The organism is Novosphingobium rosa NBRC 15208 (assembly GCF_001598555.1).
In the GTDB taxonomy this organism is placed as follows: Bacteria; Pseudomonadota; Alphaproteobacteria; order Sphingomonadales; family Sphingomonadaceae; genus Novosphingobium; species Novosphingobium rosa.
The window spans coordinates 1-21,901 of record NZ_BCZE01000103.1; the positions used below are offsets into that span (position 1 = coordinate 1).

Annotated in this window: 13 protein-coding genes; 8 read left to right on the forward strand and 5 right to left on the reverse strand. The window is 64.3% G+C overall.

Annotated features, from left to right (window positions below; all coding sequences use genetic code 11):
* A partial coding sequence (locus tag SR3_RS27300) for a TonB-dependent receptor (protein WP_068093531.1) occupies positions 1-2,376 on the forward strand: 2,376 nt, incomplete at its 5' end.
* Positions 2,376-3,527: an ElyC/SanA/YdcF family protein gene (locus tag SR3_RS27305; protein WP_084455967.1), complete on the forward strand. Its 1,152-nt coding sequence runs from the start codon at positions 2,376-2,378 to the stop codon at positions 3,525-3,527. The genes SR3_RS27300 and SR3_RS27305, both read left to right, overlap by 1 nt.
* Positions 3,528-3,576: 49 nt before the next feature.
* On the opposite strand, the gene SR3_RS27310 is transcribed toward SR3_RS27305, so the two are convergent.
* The 3 genes from SR3_RS27310 to SR3_RS27320 all read right to left on the reverse strand — a co-directional run bounded on the left by SR3_RS27310 (position 3,577) and on the right by SR3_RS27320 (position 8,688).
* Positions 3,577-5,766, reverse strand: a complete 2,190-nt coding sequence (locus tag SR3_RS27310; protein WP_174549209.1) for a hypothetical protein — start codon at positions 5,764-5,766, stop codon at positions 3,577-3,579.
* Positions 5,767-5,900: 134 nt separating this feature from the next.
* The gene (locus tag SR3_RS27315) at positions 5,901-7,877 is read right to left on the reverse strand and encodes a M1 family metallopeptidase (RefSeq protein WP_068093533.1); all 1,977 of its coding nucleotides are present in this window, start codon (positions 7,875-7,877) and stop codon (positions 5,901-5,903) included.
* A gap of 175 nt (positions 7,878-8,052) precedes the next feature.
* Positions 8,053-8,688, reverse strand: coding sequence for a hypothetical protein (locus SR3_RS27320; protein ID WP_157099151.1), 636 nt, complete (start codon positions 8,686-8,688; stop codon positions 8,053-8,055).
* A 281-nt stretch (positions 8,689-8,969) separates the two neighbouring features.
* Here SR3_RS27320 and SR3_RS27325 point away from each other — a divergent pair, with 281 nt between their 5' ends.
* The 3 genes from SR3_RS27325 (at position 8,970) to SR3_RS27335 (ending at position 13,726) form a co-directional block, all read left to right on the forward strand.
* A complete protein-coding gene (locus SR3_RS27325) occupies positions 8,970-9,917 on the forward strand; it encodes an alpha/beta hydrolase (RefSeq protein WP_084455969.1) in 948 nt (315 codons plus the stop codon).
* Between the two features lie 41 nt (positions 9,918-9,958).
* Positions 9,959-10,723 carry an SDR family NAD(P)-dependent oxidoreductase gene (locus tag SR3_RS27330; RefSeq protein ID WP_068093541.1) on the forward strand — a complete coding sequence of 255 codons (765 nt, stop codon included), beginning with the start codon at positions 9,959-9,961 and terminating at the stop codon, positions 10,721-10,723.
* 297 nt (positions 10,724-11,020) lie between these two features.
* Complete coding sequence (locus SR3_RS27335) at positions 11,021-13,726, forward strand: TonB-dependent receptor domain-containing protein (protein ID WP_068093545.1); 2,706 nt, start codon at positions 11,021-11,023, stop codon at positions 13,724-13,726.
* Positions 13,727-14,024: 298 nt separating this feature from the next.
* Here SR3_RS27335 and SR3_RS27340 read toward each other — a convergent pair whose 3' ends face one another.
* Positions 14,025-17,408, reverse strand: coding sequence for a glycosyl hydrolase (locus SR3_RS27340; protein ID WP_068093547.1), 3,384 nt, complete (start codon positions 17,406-17,408; stop codon positions 14,025-14,027).
* A 159-nt stretch (positions 17,409-17,567) separates the two neighbouring features.
* The gene (locus SR3_RS27345; protein WP_245654126.1) at positions 17,568-18,419 is read right to left on the reverse strand and encodes a helix-turn-helix domain-containing protein; all 852 of its coding nucleotides are present in this window, start codon (positions 18,417-18,419) and stop codon (positions 17,568-17,570) included.
* Positions 18,420-18,723: 304 nt separating this feature from the next.
* On the opposite strand from SR3_RS27345, the gene SR3_RS27350 reads away from it, so the two are divergent.
* From SR3_RS27350 to SR3_RS27360, 3 genes are all read left to right on the forward strand, one after another.
* On the forward strand, positions 18,724-19,728 hold the full coding sequence (locus SR3_RS27350; RefSeq protein ID WP_068093555.1) for a LacI family DNA-binding transcriptional regulator: 1,005 nt from the start codon (positions 18,724-18,726) through the stop codon (positions 19,726-19,728).
* A 107-nt stretch (positions 19,729-19,835) separates the two neighbouring features.
* Complete coding sequence (locus SR3_RS27355) at positions 19,836-21,143, forward strand: MFS transporter (protein ID WP_068093557.1); 1,308 nt, start codon at positions 19,836-19,838, stop codon at positions 21,141-21,143.
* On the forward strand, positions 21,143-21,901 hold a 759-nt coding region (locus tag SR3_RS27360; RefSeq protein WP_157099152.1), incomplete at its 3' end, for an amidohydrolase family protein. The genes SR3_RS27355 and SR3_RS27360, both read left to right, overlap by 1 nt.

Sequence of the window (21,901 nt, forward strand, 5' to 3'; positions counted from 1 at the left end):
CCCGCCGATATCGTCGTCACCGGCTCGGCGCGGGCGGAGCGCCGCTTCGACGTGTCCTATGCGGTCAACTCGCTCTCGCAGGCCGAAATCCAGAAGCTGGCCCCCGCCAGCATGGCCGATCTGCTGGGCAAGCTACCCGGCATCCAGGTCGAGCCCACCGGCGGCGAGGTGCAGAACATCACCCGCGTGCGCGGCATCCCCACCGATGGCGGCTATGCCTATTTCCAGCAGGACGGCCTGCCGCTGTTCCATGAGGGCGACGGCTATTTCTTCCGCGCCGCCGATCTTCAGCGCTATGACCTGATGGATGCGCGGATGGAAACCGTGCGCGGCGGCCCGGCGCCGATCTATGCCAGCCAGGCGGCGGCCATCGTCAACAACCTGACCGTTTCGGGCGGGGAAACGCCCAAGGGCAAGGCGCAGCTCACGCTGGGCACCACCGGGCTTTATCGCCTCGATCTGATGCAGTCGGGCAAGCTGGGCGACCGGACCTATTACGCCATCGGCGGCTTCATCCGCTACAATGACGGCTATCGCGACAATGGCTTCCCCAATGACAAGGGCGGGCAGATCCGCGCCAACATCAAGCATGATTTCGACAATGGCTCGATCAAGATCACAGCCAATTACCTGAACGATCACAACGTCTTCTATCTGCCGATCCCCACCGCCGATCCGCGCAATCCGGCCACCAGCCTCAACCCCTACATCAACTATTTCAGCGGCACGATGAACTCGCCCGCGCTGCGCAATGTGAACATCAGCTATCTCGATGCCAGCGGCTCGCGCCAGACGCTGCACCGCGATCTGGGCAATGGCCGCCATATGCAGTTCGGCAATCTGGGCATCCAGTATGACGGCGATTTCAACGGCTGGATCGTTTCGGCCAAGGCCGGTTTCACCAAGGGCAAGCTCAGCTTCGACGCCTTCTACTCCACCACCAATCCGGTCGACGCCAACACTTTCGCGAACTCCTATCTGGGCGCGGCGCGCACCGCTTTCGGTTCGGGCGTGAGCCGCATCGGCTATGCCATCGCGGGCACCAACGGGCAGACCGCCTACAACCCCTCCGCCGACTCCGGTCTGGTGATGCAGGGCCAGTATCGCGCCGTCGAATCCAGCTTCTATTCGGGTCAGGCCGATTTCAGCCTGACTCACAGGTTCGAAACCGGCATCGGTGCGCATGACGTCAAGGTCGGCCTCTACGCCAGCGCCTATGGCGAAACGCTGTTCAGCGTCTACCAGAACTATATGGTGCAGGTGAAGGGCAAGCCCGCCACGCTGGATATGGTGGCCTATTCGGCCAGCGGCGGTGTGCTGGGCTATGTCACCGACAATGGCGCGCTCAACGATGCCAGCACGCTGAGCCAGGGCAATGTCGATGCCAAGATGTATGCCGTCTACGCCAATGACACCTGGACCATCGCCAAGGGTCTGCGCGTCGATGCCGGCATCCGCCATGAAGGCTACACCTTCGATGGCTATGCGCTGCTGACCTCCACCGCCAATCTGGGCAACGCCTCGACGCTGGCCGACGACGCCACCCGCCGCTTCAACGGCAGCATCCAGCCGCACAAGCTGAGCCCCCAGATCACCAACTGGACGGTGGGCGCCAATTACGACATCACCCGCAACTTCGGCGGCTATGTCCGCGCCTCGCATCTGGAAATCCCGCCCACGGCGACGGTGGCCGCCTCGGTCGATCCGGTGATCCTGACCACCAAGGCCAACCAGTTCGAGGCCGGGCTAAAGGCCTCCTTCGGCCGGTCCTACCTCTATCTCACGGGCTTCTACACCAAGTTCAACCCCTACAACGCCTCTTTCGTGGCCTTCAACCCCACCACCGGGCGCAACGACCAGACCGTGCCCTTCTATGGCGACGTGGTGGTCAAGGGCGTGGAGATGGATGGCGCGCTGCATATTGCGGGCGGCCTCTCGGTGGCCGGATCGCTGACCGTGCAGAGCCCCAAATACAAGAACCTGACCAACACCAGCGGCGCCGATCCGTCACAGGTCAACGGCAAGCAGATCATCCGCGAGCCCAAGCTGTTCGGCAACATCCGCCCCAACTATGCCTTTGATATGGGCGGCAACCATGTTGAAATCTATGGCACCTACAGCTACACCAGCAAGCGCTATGTCGACTTCTTCAACCAGACCGCCCTGCCCGCCTATGGCACCTTCGGCGTGGGGCTGACCGCCTCACGCGGGACATGGCAGTTCCAGGCGGTGGGCGACAACATCACCAACGCCCATGGCCTGACCGAAGGCAACACCCGCACCGACATTCTCTCGGGTCAGGGCACGGGCAATGCCATCTATGGCCGCCCGATCTTCGGCCGCAACTTCCGCTTCATCCTGAGCAAGAGCTGGTGATGAAGGCGGCCCTCACGCTCGCGGCGCTGGCCGCCGCGCTCGTCGCGCAACCGGGGCAGGCAGCCCCGGTCGCCAACACCCACTGGCACGCGATGGCGGGCACCATGTTCCCCGCGCTGGAGGCGGTCGCGCGCGCACGGCTGCCCGAGGATGTGCGCGCCATGCTGGCCGCCCGCCACGCACGCATCGACGCCTGCCGGGAAGACGCCCATTGCCTGATGGACGCCGCCCGCTGGCAGGAGGCCGAGATCGCCCTGATCGCCGACAAGGCCCTCATCGACGCTGCCTCTCATTACAAGGCCCCCGATGACGGCGCGAAAGGCGATATCCGCCGACAGCTGGTGGGCATCAACGCGATCATCGCCGTCTATGGCCAGGGCCAGCCCGCGCGCTATGTCGCCATCGATGGCCCCGTCACCGGCAAGGGCACCGGGCAGGAGGCGCTGACCAACCTGCGCTTCGCTGTCGAGCTGGCGCATGGCGGCATGCAGGATCCGGTCACCGCGCTGGACCCCAGCATCGCGGTGGCCATCGCCCTGCTCGACGCCAATGACCGCGACGAGCCCGCCGCCTTCGAGCCGCTCGACGCCAAATACAATGCCGAGGCGCTGGCCAGGGCCAAGACCACGCCTTGGGCCCGCTATCGCTACAGCGCGATCATCGTGCCCGGCGTGGGGCCCGAAGAGGTGGGCGTGCCCATCAGCCCGCGCAGCAAGCTCAATGCGCGCATGGCGGCGCAGCGCTTTGCCGATGGCCTTGCCCCCTTCATCATCGTGAGCGGCGCCAATGTCCATCCGCGCGGCACCCGCTTCGTGGAGGCGGTGCAGTTGCGCAAGGCGCTGATCGAGGAATTCAACGTGCCCGCCGCCGTCATCGTGATCGATCCCTATGCGCGCCACACCACCACCAATCTGCGCAATGTCACGCGGCGGCTGGTGGCGATGGGCGCGCCGCTAGACAAGGACACGCTGATCGTCACCAACACCGAGCAGAGCGCGATGATCGAAAACCCCGACTTTGCGGCGCGCAACCGCAAGGAACTGGGCTATCTGCCCGGGACGGTGGGCAAGCGCCTGTCGCCCTATGATCTGGTCTTCCGCCCGTCGATCTCCTCGCTGCGGGTGGACCCGCTCGATCCGCTCGATCCCTGAATCACATCGGGGCGCGGCTTGGTGTTGCGCCCCTTGCTCTCGGGCAAGATCATGGCTTGGCTGGTGGCGCCACGATGGTGGGCGGCACGCCGGTTTGCGGGGCTGCCGCGCCATGTCTGACCCGCAGGCGGTTCACCACCTCGGGCGCGTCATGCAGGCGCAGGAACAGCGTGCCATCCGGCGCGGGACGCGGCACCGTCAGGGTGAAGCCCGGGAAACCCTCGGGCACGCTGACCGCGCCGTCGAAATCCTGCCGCGCCGCGATGGAGGCCAGCAGATAGAGCCCCTCGCCAGAGAGGCTGCAAGCCGTGGCGGGATCGGCCGGACAAGTCACCTGCCTGAGCTTGGGCAGGCGCACCAGCGAGCCCAGAACCATCCACTCCCCAGCCACGCCGCCGCGCACCAGCCGGGCCCGCAACGGCCCGAAGGCCGAGGCCCCCAAGGCTTGAGCCGGCATCAGATTGGCCACCACTATGCCCTGATCCACCAGCGTCAGCCCATTGCCGATGCTCAGCCTCGTGCTGGCCTCGCCATTGACGGTGGCCACCTCCACAGAATCGCGCGGGCTGAAATGTTCCTTCTCGCGGGCTTTCAGGGTGAAGCTGAGGCGGGTGTCGGCGGGAATTTCATCGGGACTGCCCAGGGACAGCTCCAGCGCCCCGCCCGGCTCGGCATGCAGCGGCTCGGAACTGTGCGCGGTGATCCGGGCGACGGGCTGCACCACCTTGGCAGGCTCCACCGTGACGCTGGCCGGATGGGTGCCCTCGGGGCCGAGGACGGTCAGCGTGACAGGCTCCTGTTTGCCCTGCGCGGCGAGCAGGGTCACGGCCAGACCGCCACCCTCCGCCTTCCACGGCACGGGGACGGCGGCGCCATGCGCGGGCGTCAGCGTCACGCCGGTCACGCAGGAGACCGGGGCGCCCGTCAGCAGCAGCTGCCCATCGCCCTTGGGCGCACCATCCGGCTTCCACTGCCAGTTTCCGGCGGATTGCAGCGTCACCTCCGGCCCGGTGAAGCTGTCAAAGCCCCACATGCCATGCATCGTGGCCGTCACCGGGCCAGACAGATCGGGCACCGGCGTGGCGGGCTGGCCGATCACCAGCCCCCCGCGTGAGGCATCGGGGGTGAGCGGCAGATCGATGTCGCCGCTTTTCAGGTGGACCCGCAGCGCCAGATCACGCCCATAGGCCGTGGCATAGAGCAGCGGCGCGCCCGCCATCGCCAGCGTGGCGGATTTGGCCGCAAAACAGGGCTGATTGGCCGCCGAGGCCACATGCAGCACCGGCGGGGGGGCCGGTTTCACCGCAGGCAGCGCGGCCATCAGCACCGATTTGGGATTGGCGAAGGAGGGCGGCGTGTTGAGCGCCAGCGACAGTCTGTCCTCATGCGCGGCCCCCAACGCCGGAATGTACTGGTACTTGGCGGTCCGCATCGCGCCGAAAATGCCGACAATGTCGCGCACCGCGCTGATATAGGGGCTGAAATAGCCAAAACCGCCCTGAGGCGTCGCGCTGAGGCTGAGCGCCAGATCGGTCGCCGAGGCCGAAAGCGAACTGCTGGCCGAACTGTCATCGCTGCCCAGCACCACCGATTGCTTGGAATCGAGCAGGCAATTGGCCTGAAGCTCGCTCTGGCGTTGCAGACAGGCCTCGTTGATCTTGATGCGCAGACTGTCGGCCACCACCGGGGCAAGATGGGCCAGCGCATCGGGCTGCGCGGCGGAAATGCGCCTGATTTCCGAGAGATAGGCATCGTAGCGGCTGCGATCTAGCGAGGCCTGCTCCAGATCCTGCGCCGCGCGCACGAAAGCACCCGGACGGGCCTGCACCGCATCGCGCAAGGTCTTGAAATCGCCGCCCGTTTCCGGTGCCAGATACAGCACCAGATGCTGCGCATTGTCCGGCACGGTCAGTTCGATGGGGCCACCGCCATGGCCGGCGCGCTTCCACGCCTCGGCCTTGTCGAACCATGCGTTGGGGGGCGGATTGGTCGGATCACGCAGAAAGGCGGCGATCAGCAGGTAATGCGCGCTTTCATCGCTGGGCAGCGCGGCCTCGACCTTCACCTTGTCGCCCGCCGCCAGATGCGGCACGGCGGCGATGGGCAGGGTGACGCCATGGCGCGTGACGCTGACGCGAATGTCGGGCCCGGCCAGATCGAAAGGCGCCGGATCGGCCAGCGCCGCCCCGGCGGAAAGCATCGACAGGCTGGCAGCAAGGCTGAGGGAAAGGCGTTTCATGCTGCTCCGCGTGCGTTTCAGGCAGGCCGGATGGCCGCCCTTTCCCGGTCCCTAGCGCTGGCAGCCATGACCGGCGATGAATGAAACGCCGATCCGAAGGAGGAGGTTCCGGAAAACCTCCCCCTTCGTCCGGGTTACTGCCCCGGCGCGGTCATGCTGTCATTGTTGCGGTCGCGGTCGGGGATGCGGTGCTGCGGGTCCAGCGTGGCGCGGACGACCTGCTTGCCCGGTTCGATGGTGATGGTGGTGACAGGCTGGCGGATCCAGCTTTCGGCAGGCAGGCGATAATCGCGATGCGTGCCGTCGCGGAAGTCCACCCGCAGCGTGACGGGCATCACCAGCCGGTCATGGCTGGCCACGGTGATCGCGGTGGTGCCCCCCTTGGAACCTTTGGCAGAATCGGAGGCGATCCTGTCGATCCCCAGATCAAGCTGCCAGTTGTTCTGATACCAGCCGCGCCACCACCAGCTCAGATCCTCGCCCGCCTCGCTTTCCATGGCGCGGAAAAAGTCGGCGGGCTTGGGATGCTTGAAACGCCATGCGTCGATGAAGCGGCGGAAGGCGGGATCGAAGCGTTCGGGTCCAAGGATCTCCTCCCGCAACAGCTTCAACCCTAGCGCCGATTTGAAATAGGTCACCGGGTGGCGGTATTTTTCGATGATCGTGTCGGCGCGGCTCAGGATCGGAGGGGCTTGCGGGTCAGCCAGCGTGGGCAGGATTTCGTCCACCGGATTGCCGCCGCCCGGCGCGAATTCGCTGTCGCGCTTGGGGGCGTATTCGCCCTTGTTGAAATCGTCGGATTCATAGGTGTCGATGAAGGTGTTGAAGCCCTCGTCCATCCAGGCGTCGCGGCGCTCGTCGAAGCCCACGATCATCGGGAACCAGCTGTGGCCGATCTCATGCGCGGTAATCCAGAACAGCGTCTTGCCCGCGTCCTCGATGCCATCGAACACGATGCCGGGATATTCGATGCCCGAGGACGGCCCAGCCACATTGATCGCCGCTGGCCATGGATAGACCGACCAGCGCCGCGACATGCGCTCAACCGTATCCTTCACATATTCCGTCGAACGGCCCCAGCGATCGTTGCCCTGACTTTCGGCGGGATAAAAGGACATGGCCAGCGACGTCTTGCCGCCGGGCAGATTGATCCGCGCCGCATCCCACGCAAAGACCGAGGAGGCGCTGAAGGCCACATCGCGCGTGTCGTTCATATGGAAATGCCAGGTCAGCGTGCCATCGGCTTTGGGCCGGCTGGCGGGATCGGTGATCTCGGCGGGTGAGCGGATCATCACCGTGGCGTCGCTGCCGCGGGCCTTCTCCAGCCGGGCGCGCTGGGTGGCGGTCAGCACCTCCTGCGGGTTCATCAGCTCGCCCGAACCGGCCACCAGCATGGTGCCGGGCGCCGTCACCCAATAGTCGAAATTACCGTATTCGAGGTAGAACTCCTGCCCGATGTAGGGCAGCGTGTCCCAGCCGCGCAGATCGTCATAGACGGCCATGCGCGGATACCACTGGGCCATATCATAGATCGGCCCATCCTTGGCCATGCCCCATGACATGCGGCCGCCCCACTTGCCGGGAATGGCGAAATGATAGCGGATGCGCAGCCTGGCCTTGCCGCCCCTGGGCGCCAGAGCGGCGGGCAGATCGACCCTCAGTCGCGTGTCGCTGACCACCGAATGGACCGGCACGAAACCGCTTTTCGTTTCGACCTCGACACCATCCAGCACAAAGCCATCGGTGGAGGTGGGGCGCGGGCGGCCTCCGGCGAAACTGCCCCGGCTGTCGGCCTTGTAGATGTTCTGGTCGAGCTGCACCCACAGCACATCCAGCGTGTCGGGGCTGTTGTTCGTGTAGTCGATGTCCTCGCTGGCCGAGAGGACCGGGCCCTGCCCGCTGCCCTTCTCATCGAGCTTCGCATGGATCGCGTAATCGGCGCGGTTCTGCCAATAGGCCGGGCCCGGCAGGCCATTGGGCGAGCGATAGGGATTGACCGCCTGCCCCATATCGAAAGGCGCGAACGTCTCGCGCGGCTGATAGGCGGGGGCCTGCCCGCTCTGGGCGCAAGCCTGTTGGGCAAGGGCCAGCGCGGACCAGCCGCATAGCATTGCAGCCAAAAGCACCCGGCCTGAACGAGAAGCTGGGTGAGGCATAAGGCAATCCTTCCATCGAGAGCGGGGGTTCATCGGCGCTGTCCGCCTTTCCCGCGCCCTTGGCAAGATGTGATATTATCTCACAGTGGGTATTTGCCCCTTCACAGGCGAAAAATCCTCAAAGCGCGCTTCAAAGCGTGGTGGTGATATCCACCCCGAAACGGCTGGAAGAACCGCGCGTCGGCTGCGAGGGATCGCCCTGCCGTTGCCCCGGATAGCGCGTCATCTGCCAGCCCATGGTCATCGTCAGCGGGCCCAGCGGATGCTGCACCCCGATGTTGCCGCGCCAGCCCATCAGCTCCGGCTCATTCAGGAACCACAGCCGCGTGCTGTCATCGAAACCGTCATGCATGCGCAGCTGCAGCGCCCCCGCCCCCGCCACCAGCCGCCACTGCCCATGCATGCGCAGGCTGGAGGTGGCGCCGACATAGATCTCGCGATCCACCCGCAGGCTGCGGTGATCGGCCTCATGCCCGATATAGTCGTTGGGATTGACCACCATCACGCTGCCATACTGGAAGGTAACGCCATAGCGCAGGCGGCCCGCATTGGTGTCCAGATTGACGAAAGCGACATCGAGCTGCCGCTGCACCGAGGCCGCGCCCAGCCCGCCTGCAATCGCCACCGCATTGTCCTGAGAGATGATATCGGTGGTCAGCACCGGTCTGGCCTGCGCCAGCCCGGCCATCCCCGCGAAAGCCCCTGCGACAGCCAGCGCCATCATCATCGGGCGCGCAGGGCGGCCACGCCGCTGCAGGCGCCGCAAGCAGCACATCTCCATGAGAAAACCCCCGTTCCACTCCTCGATCCCCATCGAGAAGAGCCTGATCCCTGCGTGGAAACTGCCCCAGAGGTTTGAAGCAAAGCTTGAACGGAATGGTTGACGCTGCAGCAAGCACGATCCTGCACAAAACGCAGCGGATCGCGCGGCCCGAAAAAACGATCCGTCAAATTCATGCAGGACGATGCACGCCTTCGCTTTCATTGTGCGGCCATCGCCCGTCAGCCTGCCCTCGGGCTGCGTGACGATGCAACAAAGGACGCCGCATGCCCCTCCCGCGCCGCAAGCTTCCCCTTCTGGCCGCATGGCTGCTTCTGCCCTCGCTGGCCGCCGCGCAGGGCAATCCAGCCGCACCTGCTGTCGGAGCCTCGGGCCCGGCCATGCCCATCACCGCCGTGCCCTCCGGAAAGGATTCCCATGCCATCCCCCTGCTGCCGCATGCGGCGGACGCCGGTGAACAATGGGAAAGCTTCATGGGCGCGCGCATCGTCCGCAATGTCACCGCCCCCACGCTGACGCCCTTCCTGCCCGATCCGGCCAAGGCGAGCGGCGCGGCCGTGGTGGTCGCGCCGGGCGGAGCCTTCATGATGCTCTCGATCGACAGCGAGGGCTATCAGGTGGCGCGCTGGCTGGCGGATCACGGCATTGCCGCCTTTGTGCTGACCTATCGCCTCAAGCCCACCCCGCGTGACCCAGCGGCTTTTCTGGGCCAGCTGACGGCGCTGCTGGGCGGCGGCGCAAGGAATGTGCCCACAACGCCGCCCGAGGCGCTGGCGGATGCCCGCGCCGCTGTGCGACTGGTGAGGCAGCGCGGCGGCGAATGGCATATCGATCCGCATCGCATTGGCTTTGCGGGTTTTTCCGCGGGCGCGATGACCACGCTCAGCGTAGGCCTGAGCGATGACGCCGCCAGCCGCCCGGACTTCATTGCCCCGGTCTACGGCCCGCTGGGCGCGCGCGCCATCCCGCGCGACGCGCCGCCGATGTTCACCGCCATCGCCATGGACGATCCCTTCTTCGCTCCCTTTTCCGGCGGTGGCGATCTGGGGCTGATCGCCGCCTATCAGGCCGCGCACCGCCCGGTCGAGGCGCATCTGTTCGAGGCGGGCGGCCATGGCTTCGGCATGCGCCAGCAGGGCAAGACCAGCGATCTGTGGATCGAGGAATTTTACGCCTGGATGAAGGATCGCGGGCTGCTGAAACCGCAGCCTTGATCCCCCATCCCGACAGGCCCTACCCCGACAGGAGAGCATCGATGACATTGCTGGCAGGAAAGCGCGTGCTGATCACCGGCGGATCGACCGGCATCGGCGGCGCCACCGCCCTGGAAGCCGCCCGCCAGGGCGCGGATGTGGCGATCAATTACCTCCACAGCGATGCCGCCGCGCAAGAGGTGGTGACCGCCATCGAGGCGCTGGGCCGCAAGGCGCTGGCGCTGCCCGGCGATGTCGCCGATCCGGCCACGGCCCGGGACTTTGTGGCGCAGGCCGTGGAGGCTTTTGGCGGCGTCGATGTGTTCGTTTCCAACGCCGGGATCTGCCCGTTTCACGCCTTCCTCGACATGCCCGTCGAGGTGATGGAGCGCACCTTCCGCGTCAATCTGCACGGCGCCTATCATATGGTGCAGGCCGCCGCCAATCAGATGGTGAAACAGGGCGGCGGCGGGGCCATCGTGGCGGTGTCGTCGATTTCCGCTCTGGTGGGCGGCGAATTCCAGACGCATTACACCCCCACGAAAGCAGGCGTCCATTCGCTGATGCAAAGCGCGGCCATCGCCCTTGGCAGGCATGGCATACGCTGCAATTCCGTGATGCCCGGCACCATCCTGACCGAAATCAACCGCGATGATCTGGCCGACCCGGAAAAACGCCACCGCATGGAAGCGCGCATCCCGCTGGGCCGTCTGGGCCAGCCCGAAGATCTGGCCGGGCCGATCGTCTTCCTCGCCTCCGATATGGCGCATTATGTGACGGGCGCGTCGCTGCTGGTCGATGGTGGAGCTTTTGTGAACCTTCAGTAGCAACAAGGCTGGCAATCTTCATCAATAAGATGACATTGATTGTCCCAATATATGGAAAAACTCCTGTTCAAAACCATGGACAGACTCGTGTTGCGCCAAGACAACACCAAATAGTGAATCGCGATCCCAAATCCGTTTTGTGCATGGCCGGGAAATTTCGTGCAGGATGGCCTCTGCCTCCCCCTGTACCTTCAAAGACAAGATCCGGACTGCCCTCAACTCTTGTTGATCCGGCCAGTCCGGTCCCATGTCACACGCCAAATGCGGTCGAAAGAACTGCATCCGTTGGGAGGGCTTATGCTGAAAACTCTGATCTATGCTACCTCGGTCTCCAGTCTGGCCATGCTGGCCTCCACCGTCATGGCGCAAACGGCGCCGGCGACCGATCCCGCGCCTGCTCCATCGGCACCCAGCGGGCCCAGCGACAATGAGATCGTCGTCACCGGCACGCTGATCAAGGGCATCGCGCCGGTCGGCACCAATGTGGTGGCCGTGTCGCGCGCCGACATCGGCGCCTCGGGCGCCACCACCGCGCTGGATGTAATGGCGACGGTGCCGGAAATCTCCAATGCCTTCAACGCCCTGCCTACCCCCGGCACGGGGCTGAGCGGCGGCACCAGCGTGCGCCCCAGCATCCGCAACATCAGCGCGGCGGGCGGCGCGGCCACGCTGCTGCTGCTCAACGGGCACAATATGGTGGGCGTGGGCATTCTGCAGACCGCGCCTGACATCAACATCATCCCCGCCGGCATGCTGGAGCGGGTCGATGTGGTGGCCGATGGCGGTTCGGCGCTCTATGGTTCGGACGCCATTGCGGGCACGATCAACCTGATCACGCGCAAACATATGAATGGCTTCGAAGTCGATGCCCATTATGGCCTTGCCAATCACTATTACAAGCAAGACTTCAACGCCACGGCGGGCAAGGACTGGGGATCGGGATCTTTCATCCTCTCCTATGAAAACCGCCACAATTCGGATCTTCTCGGGCGGTATCGCAGCTATTACCGCACCAATCTGACGCCCTTCGGCGGCAGCGACAATCGCGTCACCAACTGCAACCCCGGCAATGTGGTGGCCAATGGCGTCAATTACGCACTGCCCAATCTGGCCCCCAACACACAAAACAAATGCGACGCGGACCTTTACACCGACCTGCAACCCGCCGAAACCCAGAATTCGGTCTTCGGATCGCTGACCCAGCACCTCACCGACCGTCTGCAGCTCGACGTCACCGCCTTCTGGACCCGCCGCGACACCACCATCCTGACGGCCCAGCTTGCCTCCAGCGGTACGATTACCTCGGCCAATCCCTATTTTATCCCGGTCGGCGGCGCGACATCGCAAACGGTGCAGTATAATTACGCCGCCACCAACGGAAATTCTGCGGTCAACACCACCAAGACGCAGGAATATGGCATCACCCCCACGCTGAAATTCGACATGGGGCACCATTGGGATGTCACCCTGCTGGGCAATTACGGCCACAGCAAGACCAATGCCAGCTCCGCAGAGGTCAATGCCGCCGCCGAATCCGCCGCTCTGGCCTCCACCAACACCGCCACCGCGCTCAACCCCTACAACATTGCCGCAACCAACCCTGCCGTGATCCAGTCGATCACCAATTTCGCGCAATTCGCGCAGAATGAGCAGACGCTTGAGCAGGTGCGCCTCGATGTCAGCGGCCCTCTGTTCAATCTGCCGGGCGGTTCCGTGAAGGTCGCGGCGGGCGCGCAATATTCGCATGAAAAGAGTGTCGCCTATCAGGCCGATGCCGTGCCGGGCGATCTGTCGAACGCGGCTTTCGCCAATCAGAAGCGCACCACCAAATCGGTGTGGGGCGAATTGTATGTCCCTGTTTTCGGGTCAGACAACCGCAACAGCCTGGTCTATGCGCTCAACCTCGACGGTTCGATCCGCTATGACAATTACAGCGACTTTGGCGGCACGGTGAACCCCAAGATCGGCTTCACCTATCAGCCCACGCCCAGCTTCACCCTGCGCGGCAATTACGGCACCTCCTTCAACGCCCCCAGCCTGCAGGACGAGGCCGGCGCCATCGACAGCCGCGCGCAGGTGCTGCTCTCCAGCCCCTATCAGCCGGTGGGATCGAACTTCAACGCCAACATCGGGCGCCCCACCATCCTGCTGGCGGGCGGCGGCAACAACATCGGCCCGCAGACGGCGCATACCTACTCCTTCGGCGCCGATTACAAGCCGAAATTCGTCCCCGGCCTGTCGATGAGCGTGACCTATTGGGCGGTCAACCTGTTCCACGCCATCAACATCTATCCTTTCTACTCGCCCTCGATCTTCACCACCCCCGCTTTCGCCAGCACTTATGTCCTCAACCCCACGCTCGCGCAGGCGCAGGCGCTGATCGGCAATGAGCATGTGCAGGGCCCCAGTCTTGCCACGCTCTATTCGGCGAACAACATCGCCAACGGCACCACGCCCTATGCGATCTTCAATGCCACCCGCACCAATCTTGGCAACTTCTATTACCGCGGCCTCGATTTCAAGATGACCTACCAGCACCCCACCAGCTTCGGTTCGATCAATGGCTCGGTGGCGGGCACCTATTACCTCAAGAACGCCAGCCTTGCGGTGGGCGGAACCCGTCAGATCAGCGCGTTCGATCCCGATCAGGGCGGTTTGAGCCGGATGCAGCTGGCGCTGGCGCTGGGCGGCACCGTGGGCAATCTGACGATGCGCGCCACCATGAACTATTCGGCAGGCTTCGATATCGCGCCCATCACCACCGGTTCCGTGGTCCAGACGCATGTGGACTCCTTCCATCCGGTCAACCTCTACTTCGCCTATGATATCAAGGACGCCGGGGCGCTCAGCGGCACCACGCTGACGCTCAATGTCAACAATGTCGCCAATGAAGACCCCTCCTACAAGAACGTCACCGGCGCGGGCTTCGGCACCGTCGACGGCACCGGGCTGGGCCAGACTTTGGGGCGGACATTCGAGTTCGGGCTGAAGCACAAGTTCTGATTGCCTTCTCTTCCGTGGCGGCCGGGAAGCTGTTTTCCCGGCCGCTTTTTTGTGCGTGTAGAAAGGAGGTGCGCCTCCGGCGGACCAAGGGCCCCAAGCAGCTGGGGCGCCCTTTGCAATCCCTTGAGTGCCAGCGCTGCGTTGGATTGGCAGCCCCTGTCCAAAGGGCCGCTTCACGGCGGGTGCCGCGCTCGTCGTCAGACCACCCGCGCAAAAAGGCGGCCCGGGGATCACCCCGAGCCGCCAGTCTTCTCACCAACACAGCGGGGCTGAGGGAAGCCCCGCCCGTCGACGAGCCCTATTTCCCCTCACCCTGCAACGTCACCGGCCCCAGCAGGCCCGACGGGCTCAGCGGCGCATCCGGGCGATAGGTCGGCAAAGCGGTCCAGGTGACCTTGCTGGTCACATTGGGCTGAGCGTCACCGATCAACCGATTGATCCACAGATTGGCCACCCGCACCGTCAGATGGTTGCTGCCCGCATGCGCCAGCCTGCCCAGATCGACCCGATAGGGCTTGTGCCAGACAATCCCCGCCGACGTGCCGTTCACGCTCACCTCGGCCAGTTCATGCACATCGCCCAGATCGAGCCACAGCGGCTGCCCGGCCTTCCATCCTTTGGGCGCGGCGAAATCCTTGCTGTAGGTCGCCACGCCCGAGAAGTATTTCACCCCGGCATCGGCATTCTGCTCCAGCCCGGCCAGTTGCGGCAGAGACACCGATGACGGCGCGCCGCGTCCCTGCTGGAACGCCACCGTCCACGGCCCGGCCAATTGGCCCAGCGGCACGGAGGCCTTGGGCGCCACCACAGCCGAAGCCGGGCCGGCCCTGCGGAACACCACATAGAGCGACTCCTCGCCCGCCAGCGTGAGCGGCACGACGGTCTCCCCGCCCTCGCTGCGATAGCTGACCGGTTCGGACTTGCCGCTTTCCGCATGCCAGATCTCGGGCCGCATGCCGGTGACGCGGAAATGCGCCCCGATGGTCTCATCACGCAGCTGGCGGTTGACGAGGAAATAGGCGTCCCCATCGGGCAGTTTGCGGTGCAGGAAAGGAATATCGCTGTCCGCCTGGCCGCCGGTGTAGCGGAAATCGGACCCCACGCCGATCCCGGCCAGCGCCGCCTCGACATCGCCCGAGGCGATCACCCGTCCCTTGCCCACCGTGGCCATCCCCGCTCCCGGCCACAGTTGGGCCAGCAGCGCATCATAGGCCTGCTTCGCCTCCGGGCTGGCGGTATCGGCAAGGCTGGGATTGTGCGTCGGCTTCAGCCCGATCACCGTGGCCCCGCCTTCCACCAGCGCATGGATGCGGCGCAGCGTCGCCAGCGACATCTCGCGTGAGGAACCGCCCAGATAGAGCGCCTTGTAGCGCGCGCCACCCGGCGTGGTCAGCTCCGCGCCATCATTGGCCAAGGCCTTGTTCAGCGCATCATTGTTCACGAAATCATAGGCATGCGTCCTGGGAGCATCGGCCACAAGCTGGCGGCCATAGAGCCCCGTCAGCGGCGCTTCCTCGCCATAGACATAGCCGACATCGGCCAGATTGCGGCCCTGTTGCAGCATCAGCGCATTGCGGCTGATGTAGTCGACCCAGGCCTTGGCCAGCGGCGCCCAGGCCTCATGCCGGTTGAAATACTGGCCGAAGATCATCAGCGACAGGCCCGGCACCTTGTCATCCACCGGCTGATGGACGCTGGTGTGGATCACGGGACGGTTCACGCCCGTCACGAATTCCAGATCGATGACATGCTTCAGGGTGCGCGGCGAATCCGCCCAATAGGTCAGGGCCGAGGTCATGCTCTCGGCGGCAACCAGATTCTGCCCATAGATATGGGCCACACTGGCCGCGCCCTTGATATCGGCGACATAGCTTGGGTTGGGCTGCTTGTCGCGCGGGAAGGTCCACATGGCGGACATCGGGATGTCGGTATGCGTGCGCATCGCCATATCGTCACCCAGCGAGGGGCGATTGTCTTCCAGCGCCTCGCCATAGACTTTCAGGCCTTGCTCATGCGCGGCCTTGGCGATGGTGCCGTAATGCTCGGAGGCCATCAGCTCGGCCAGCGTGCGGCGATAGTCGAAAAGGAAACGGTCGGCATCGTTGCGGCTGCCGATCAGCACGCCGGACAAGGTCGGCAGCCAAGGCGTGGGATCGTAACCACGATGGGCCTTGAACTGTTCGATCATTTTTGGCGTCCAGTTGGCCGCGCCCACTTCGATGGAGTCGGTCAGCAAGGCGCGAATACCATGCGCGCCCAACATGCCGGGTCCGGCGGCATCCTTATACATCGCAAGATAATGGTCGATGTAACGGCGCACCGCCTCGCAATCGAATTTGTCGACCTCAAGGCCGGTGGCTTCGGGCGGGGCGGGATGGTTGGTGGTGCCCAGCAGCGAATAGCCCATCTGGATGATCCGCCAATTCCCCTTCGGCGCCACCCAGTCCAGCGTGCCATCGGGCTTCACGTGGCTGGTGACATCGATCACCTGCGAAGCCGCCGGCCCCGCCGCGCCATCCTTGGGTCCGCCCAGCGAGAAATAGTCATTGACCAGCGCAAAGCCAGCCTTGGCCTCGAACTGGTCGATAGCGGCGGCGTTGGAGAGGCGGAATTGCCGCAGCGAGATCGTGTCGCCCTTGGGCGGTGCCAGCAGATTGACGTCGATGATCCCCTCTGCCGGAGCGCCCAGATTGGAACCGCTGAAGGGCAGGGGCGTCAAAACCAGACGGAAGTTTTTCGCCGTCACCGGTGCGAAACTGACCGTGCTGGGCACCTCGGTCATGGGCACATCGGCGATCTTGTTCCAGCTCTTGCCATCTTCGCTGGCTTCCAGCGCGACGGCCAAAGTCGCCTTGGCGAACATCGTCTTGGCGCCCGCGATAAAGATATTGGCCGAGCGCATGGTTTGCGGCGCATCATACTGATAGACGACTGTGGTTGGCGCCTCCGCCGTGCCGCGCGGCACATCCACGCCGGTCACCAGATCGTCGCCGCGCAAATGGCCGGGATCGATGCTCTTGCCGCCCGAGACAAAGCCCTTGGGCGCGCCCTCTGCCACGGCCATATCGGGCACGGCCAGCACCGCAATCGGGCCGCTGTATGTGGGTGCTTCGGCGGCCTTGCCGCCAGTCAGCGATTCCAGAATGCCCGAGGGAATGGGCATGTTCTGGAATGGCCCGGTGATGCCCGGCAAGGCGGCGAGGCGGCCCCTGAAAGGCTTGCCGCCCGCGATCCGCGTCTCGTTCCACACCAGTTTTTTCAGGCCATCCTCGGGCTTCACCCAGGGTCCGCCCGTTTCCGACCAGCCGGGTGATGACGCGATGGTCAGCTCCAGCCCCAGCCTTTCCGCCTCGCTGGCGGCGAAATGGAAGGCGTCTTTCCATTCCGGCGTCATATAGACCAGCCGCTGAGGCACGATCTGGGGCGTGCGCAGATTGGCGTCGAAATTGGTCATGCCGCCAATGCCCACGGATTTCATCCAGGCGAAATCCTTGGCGATGCCATCCTTGGTGACATTGCCGTTCATCCAGTGCCACCACACGCGCGGCCGCGCGCTTTCCGGCGGATCGCGGAACTGCTCCTCCAGCGGTGCGGGCGCCTGTGCCCACGCCGAAACCGACGTCACCGCGGCGGCGGCACAGATGGTGAAACGCAAGAATTGCGCCTTACGCTTGGCAGACATCGGCACTCCCTCTTTCCATCACTTATTGGCTGTGTTTGGATAAGGTTACGTATCGATGGGCCCCTCGCGCATGTCCTGCACGATCCGCACCGGGCCTGCCTAAAATTGCCGATCCCGTGTCATTTTATGAGAATGATATCCATAAAATGACAAAACGCTTTAGTGGAGCAGGCTGCGGCGATAGGCGCCGGGCGTCATCCCGGTCTGCCGCCCGAAGACGCGTGTGAGATGCTCCTGATGGCTGAAACCCGCCGCCGCCGCCACTTGCGCAATCGGCATATCGGCAGCCAGAAGTTCTCGCGCACGCTCGACCCGTTTTTCGATCACGAACTGATAGGGCGGCTTGCCGGTCGAGCGCTTGAATTGCCGCGCGAAATGAATGGGATTGAGGCCGATGGCTGCGGCAATGTCCTCAATATTGAGCTGTTCTTCCAGCCGCTCCTCGATGAAGCCCGAAATCTTCTTGAGTTGGGAGGACGTCAACCCATTCACCTTGGGCTCGGCGCGGCGAAGTCCACTGGAATGGGCCGTCACCAATTGCGCCGCGATCCAACGTGCGATGCCATCGGCGAAGTAATCGCCCAGACCTTCGGCCAACATGCGGCAGCAGGTCTGGCCAAGGCGTTCGATCAGCAGGTCATGGTCGCCCAATCGTGGTAAAATCTCGATGGTCTCGGGATCGCCCTTGCACAATTCCGCCGCAGCTTTGCGCAACACGCTGTCCGGCACGTAAAGGCGCAGGGTTTCCAGCCGCGCATCCAGCCGAACGCCGAAATCCCAGCCCGCGGGCATCAGGAACATGCCCCCCGGACGAACTCTGGCGCGTGCCACGCCGCCATCCAGCTCGCGCTCGATGGTGACCGGCCCGGTCAGGTGAAGCGCAAGGAAGTGACTGTTCTGTGCTGAAAATTTTCCGTGATATGGCTGCTCGATCTGCCGCGAGGCATAGAGCGACGACCAGCCAAGCGTTTCGCTGCTGGCCACAATCTGATGATCCGGTTGGAATGCCATGCCATGCGCGTCGACCGCGCTCAGCGGTCCCACTGTCAAGCCCATCGCCCCTGCCTCTCGCTGTACGGACCTTATGAAATCCGTTACATTTATCTTATGCTTTTAGTCTCATCAGAATGTCTTCTGTGTCAACCAGCAAAAGACAATTGATGGTCTTTAATGCCATCACTTTGAATTTCCTGACGATGTTTTCCAAGGATAGCTTGCTTGCCCCCTGCTCAAGCCTTGCGACTCGCCGGTGACGTCACAAAGCCACCCCACCACCATCTTGTCAGGCCGCCTGTGGTGAGGCAGGGATAGCGCCATGGCCACCATTCAGGATGTTGCCGCTCTGGCAGGCGTTTCCACCGCCACCGTTTCCCGAACGCTCAGCGCGCCCGATATCGTGTCCGAAACGACGCGCAAGCGCGTGCAGGAAGCCGTGGCCAAGCTGAATTACACGCCCAATGCGGCGGCCAAGATCTTGCGCACCACACGCACCCGCAAGATTCTGGTGATGGTGCCGGATATTTCGAACCCGTTCTATTCGGTGGTCATTCGCGGCATCGAGGAAAGCGCGCATCAGGCGGGCTACTCCGTGCTGCTGGGCGACACCCAGTATGACAAGGCGCGCGAGAACCAATATGCCGACATGTTTCAGCGCAAAGAGGCCGACGGGCTGATCGTGCTGGCCAGCGGCGTGCCCGAAGCCCTGCGCTATTCGGTGAAGCGCTCGCCCGATCTGCTGGCCATCGTCAACGGGCATGACTACGACCCGGACCTCAATGTGCTGAGCGTCTACATCGACCATGCGGCAGCCTCGCGCGATGTGATCACCCATCTTCACGGGCTGGGCCATCGCCATGTCGCCATTCTGGCCGGGCCGGACAATCACACGCTGGACGGCGCAAGGCTGAAGGGCGCGCTGGACTGCGCGGCCAGCTTTCCCGAGCCCATCGCGCTGCGCGTCACCGCCGGGGGGCTGCGTGCCGAATCCGGCTTCAAGCGCACGCTGGAGATCCTCTCCGCGCCGGACCGCCCCACAGCCATCTATTGCTTCAACGACGAGCTGGCGATGGGCGCGCTGTCCGCCATGCGCAGGCTGGGGCTGCGCTGCCCTGCGGACGTTTCGCTGGTGGGTTTTGACGACACGCGTTACGCCCGCATGATGGACCCACCGCTGACGACCGTGCGCCAGCCCATGATAAACCTGGGCAAAACAACGGTCAATTTGCTGCTGGAAGTGCTGGAGGGGGAGAAGCGCGATCTCGCCTCGATCAAGTTGCTGCATCGGCTGATTGTCCGGGAAAGCACCGCTGCGGCTCCATAAGGCCACAATAAAGATTGCCAATAACCCCAACATACGGCATCCATTCCCACATAACAGGATTTTTCGATGCTGCGATCCACGAAACGCGGCGCGGATGGAGTGGTGCCGTGGTCCCTGATTCACAGCAGGAGCGGGTAACGCGCGTGTCGCTGGCCGGGATCGTCGGGCGGCTCAATGCGCGGCTGATGCCCTTTCTGCTGCTGATGTATGTGCTGGCCTTTATCGACCGCACCAACATCGGCTTCGCCAAGGAAGCCTTTCAGGCGCAGACCGGCATCAGCAATGCGGCCTATGCGCTGGGCGCCTCGATCTTTTTCACCGGCTATGCCTTTCTGGAGGTGCCCTCCAACCTGCTGCTGCAGCGCTTTGGCGGGCGGATCTGGCTGGCGCGCATCATGGTCAGCTGGGGGCTGGTTTCCGCCGCGATGTTCCTCGCGCGGGGCGAAAAATCCTTTTACCTGCTGCGCTTTCTGCTGGGCATCGCCGAGGCGGGCTTCTTCCCCGGCGTGGTCTTCTATCTCACCAAATTCTATCCCGAACAGTACCGCGCCCGGGCCATGGGGCTGTTCTATGTCGGCGCGCCGCTGAGCTTTATTCTGGGCGGCCCGATCTCCGGGGCCTTGCTGAAGCTCGACGGGCAGTTGGGGCTGGCCGGATGGCAATGGCTGTTTCTGGTCGAGGGCCTGCTGGCCTCGCTGGTGGGGGTTCTGGCCTTCATTCACCTGCCCGACGGGCCGGAGCAGGCCCGCTGGCTGACCGCTGCGCAAAAGCTCACCCTGCAGGCCCAGCTTGAGCAGGAGCATGGCACCCCGCACCATATCGGCCTGATGCGCGCCCTGCGCTCGGGGCCGGTGCTGTATCTGGGCACGATCTATCTGCTGATCCAGATGAGCGTCTATGGCCTGGTCTTTTTCCTGCCCAGCCAGATCGCCGCCATCATCGGGCGCAGCGTGGGCTGGGAAGTCGGCGTGCTGTCGGTGGTGCCATGGACGGCGGCGCTGATCGCCACGCTGATCTTCCCATGGCTGGCCGACCGCACCGGGCGGCACGCCTTGATCGCCGCCCTGATCTTCACCGCCGCCGGAGTGGGTCTGGCAGGGTCGGCATGGGCGAGCGGCCCGGTGCTGCTGATGGCCAGCCTGAGCCTGGCCGCCGCCAGCTTTATCGCGGTGCAGCCGGTGTTCTGGGCGCTGGCCAGCAAGCATCTGCCCAAGGCTCAGGCGGCAGGCGCGATTGCCCTGATCAACGCGCTGGGCGCTGCGGGATCGTTTCTGGCGCCCAATGTGCGCGTCGCCATCGAGGGGGCACTGCACTCCGCCACGGCGGGCATTCTGGCGCTTGCCCTTCTGTGTTTCCTTGGCGCGGCCATGCTGTTTGCATGGACCTCGCGCCCTCAGCCCCAATGGATCGCGTGATGACGACAGCCACCTTCTCCCGCCGCGGCGCCCTGATCGCCGCCAGCGCCGCCAGCCTGCTGCCCGGATCGGCATTCGGCAGCGCCGCGACAACACCGATCATCGACGCCCATATCCATCTCTTCGATCCCAAACGGCCTCAGAGCGTGCCCTATGCCGGGCCCGAAACATCCCCCACCCATAGCGCCGGATCGCTGCCCGCAACCTATGCCGCCCATGCCCGGCCACTGGGCATCGTCGGCGCCATCGTGGTCGAGGCCAGCCCATGGGTGGAGGACAACCTCTGGGTGCTGGAGCAGGCCGCCACCAACCCGATCATCCTTGGCATGATCGGCAATCTGCGCCCCGAAAACCCCGATTTCGCCGAATTGCTGGGGCGGTTTCATCGCAATCCGTTGTTCCGGGGCATCCGCTACGGCAATCTGTGGGACTATGATCTCGCGGCGCAATCACGCAACCCGACCTTCCTCGATGGGCTGAAACGCCTTGCCGATGCGGATCTGGTGCTGGAAACGGCCAATCAGGATGTCGCCCTGCTGGAAGCGGCGCTGCGGGTCAGCGATGCGGTGCCGCAGTTGCGCATCGTGATCGACCATCTGCCCGCCTTTGACCCGAAACCCGGCGATCAGGCAGCCTATCAGGCCGCGCTGCGCAACTTCGCCAACCGCCCGCAGATTGCCTGCAAGCTCTCCGAAATCATCCATCCGGCAGGCGGCGCGATCCGCACCGACCTGCCCGCCTATCGCGACAGGCTCGAC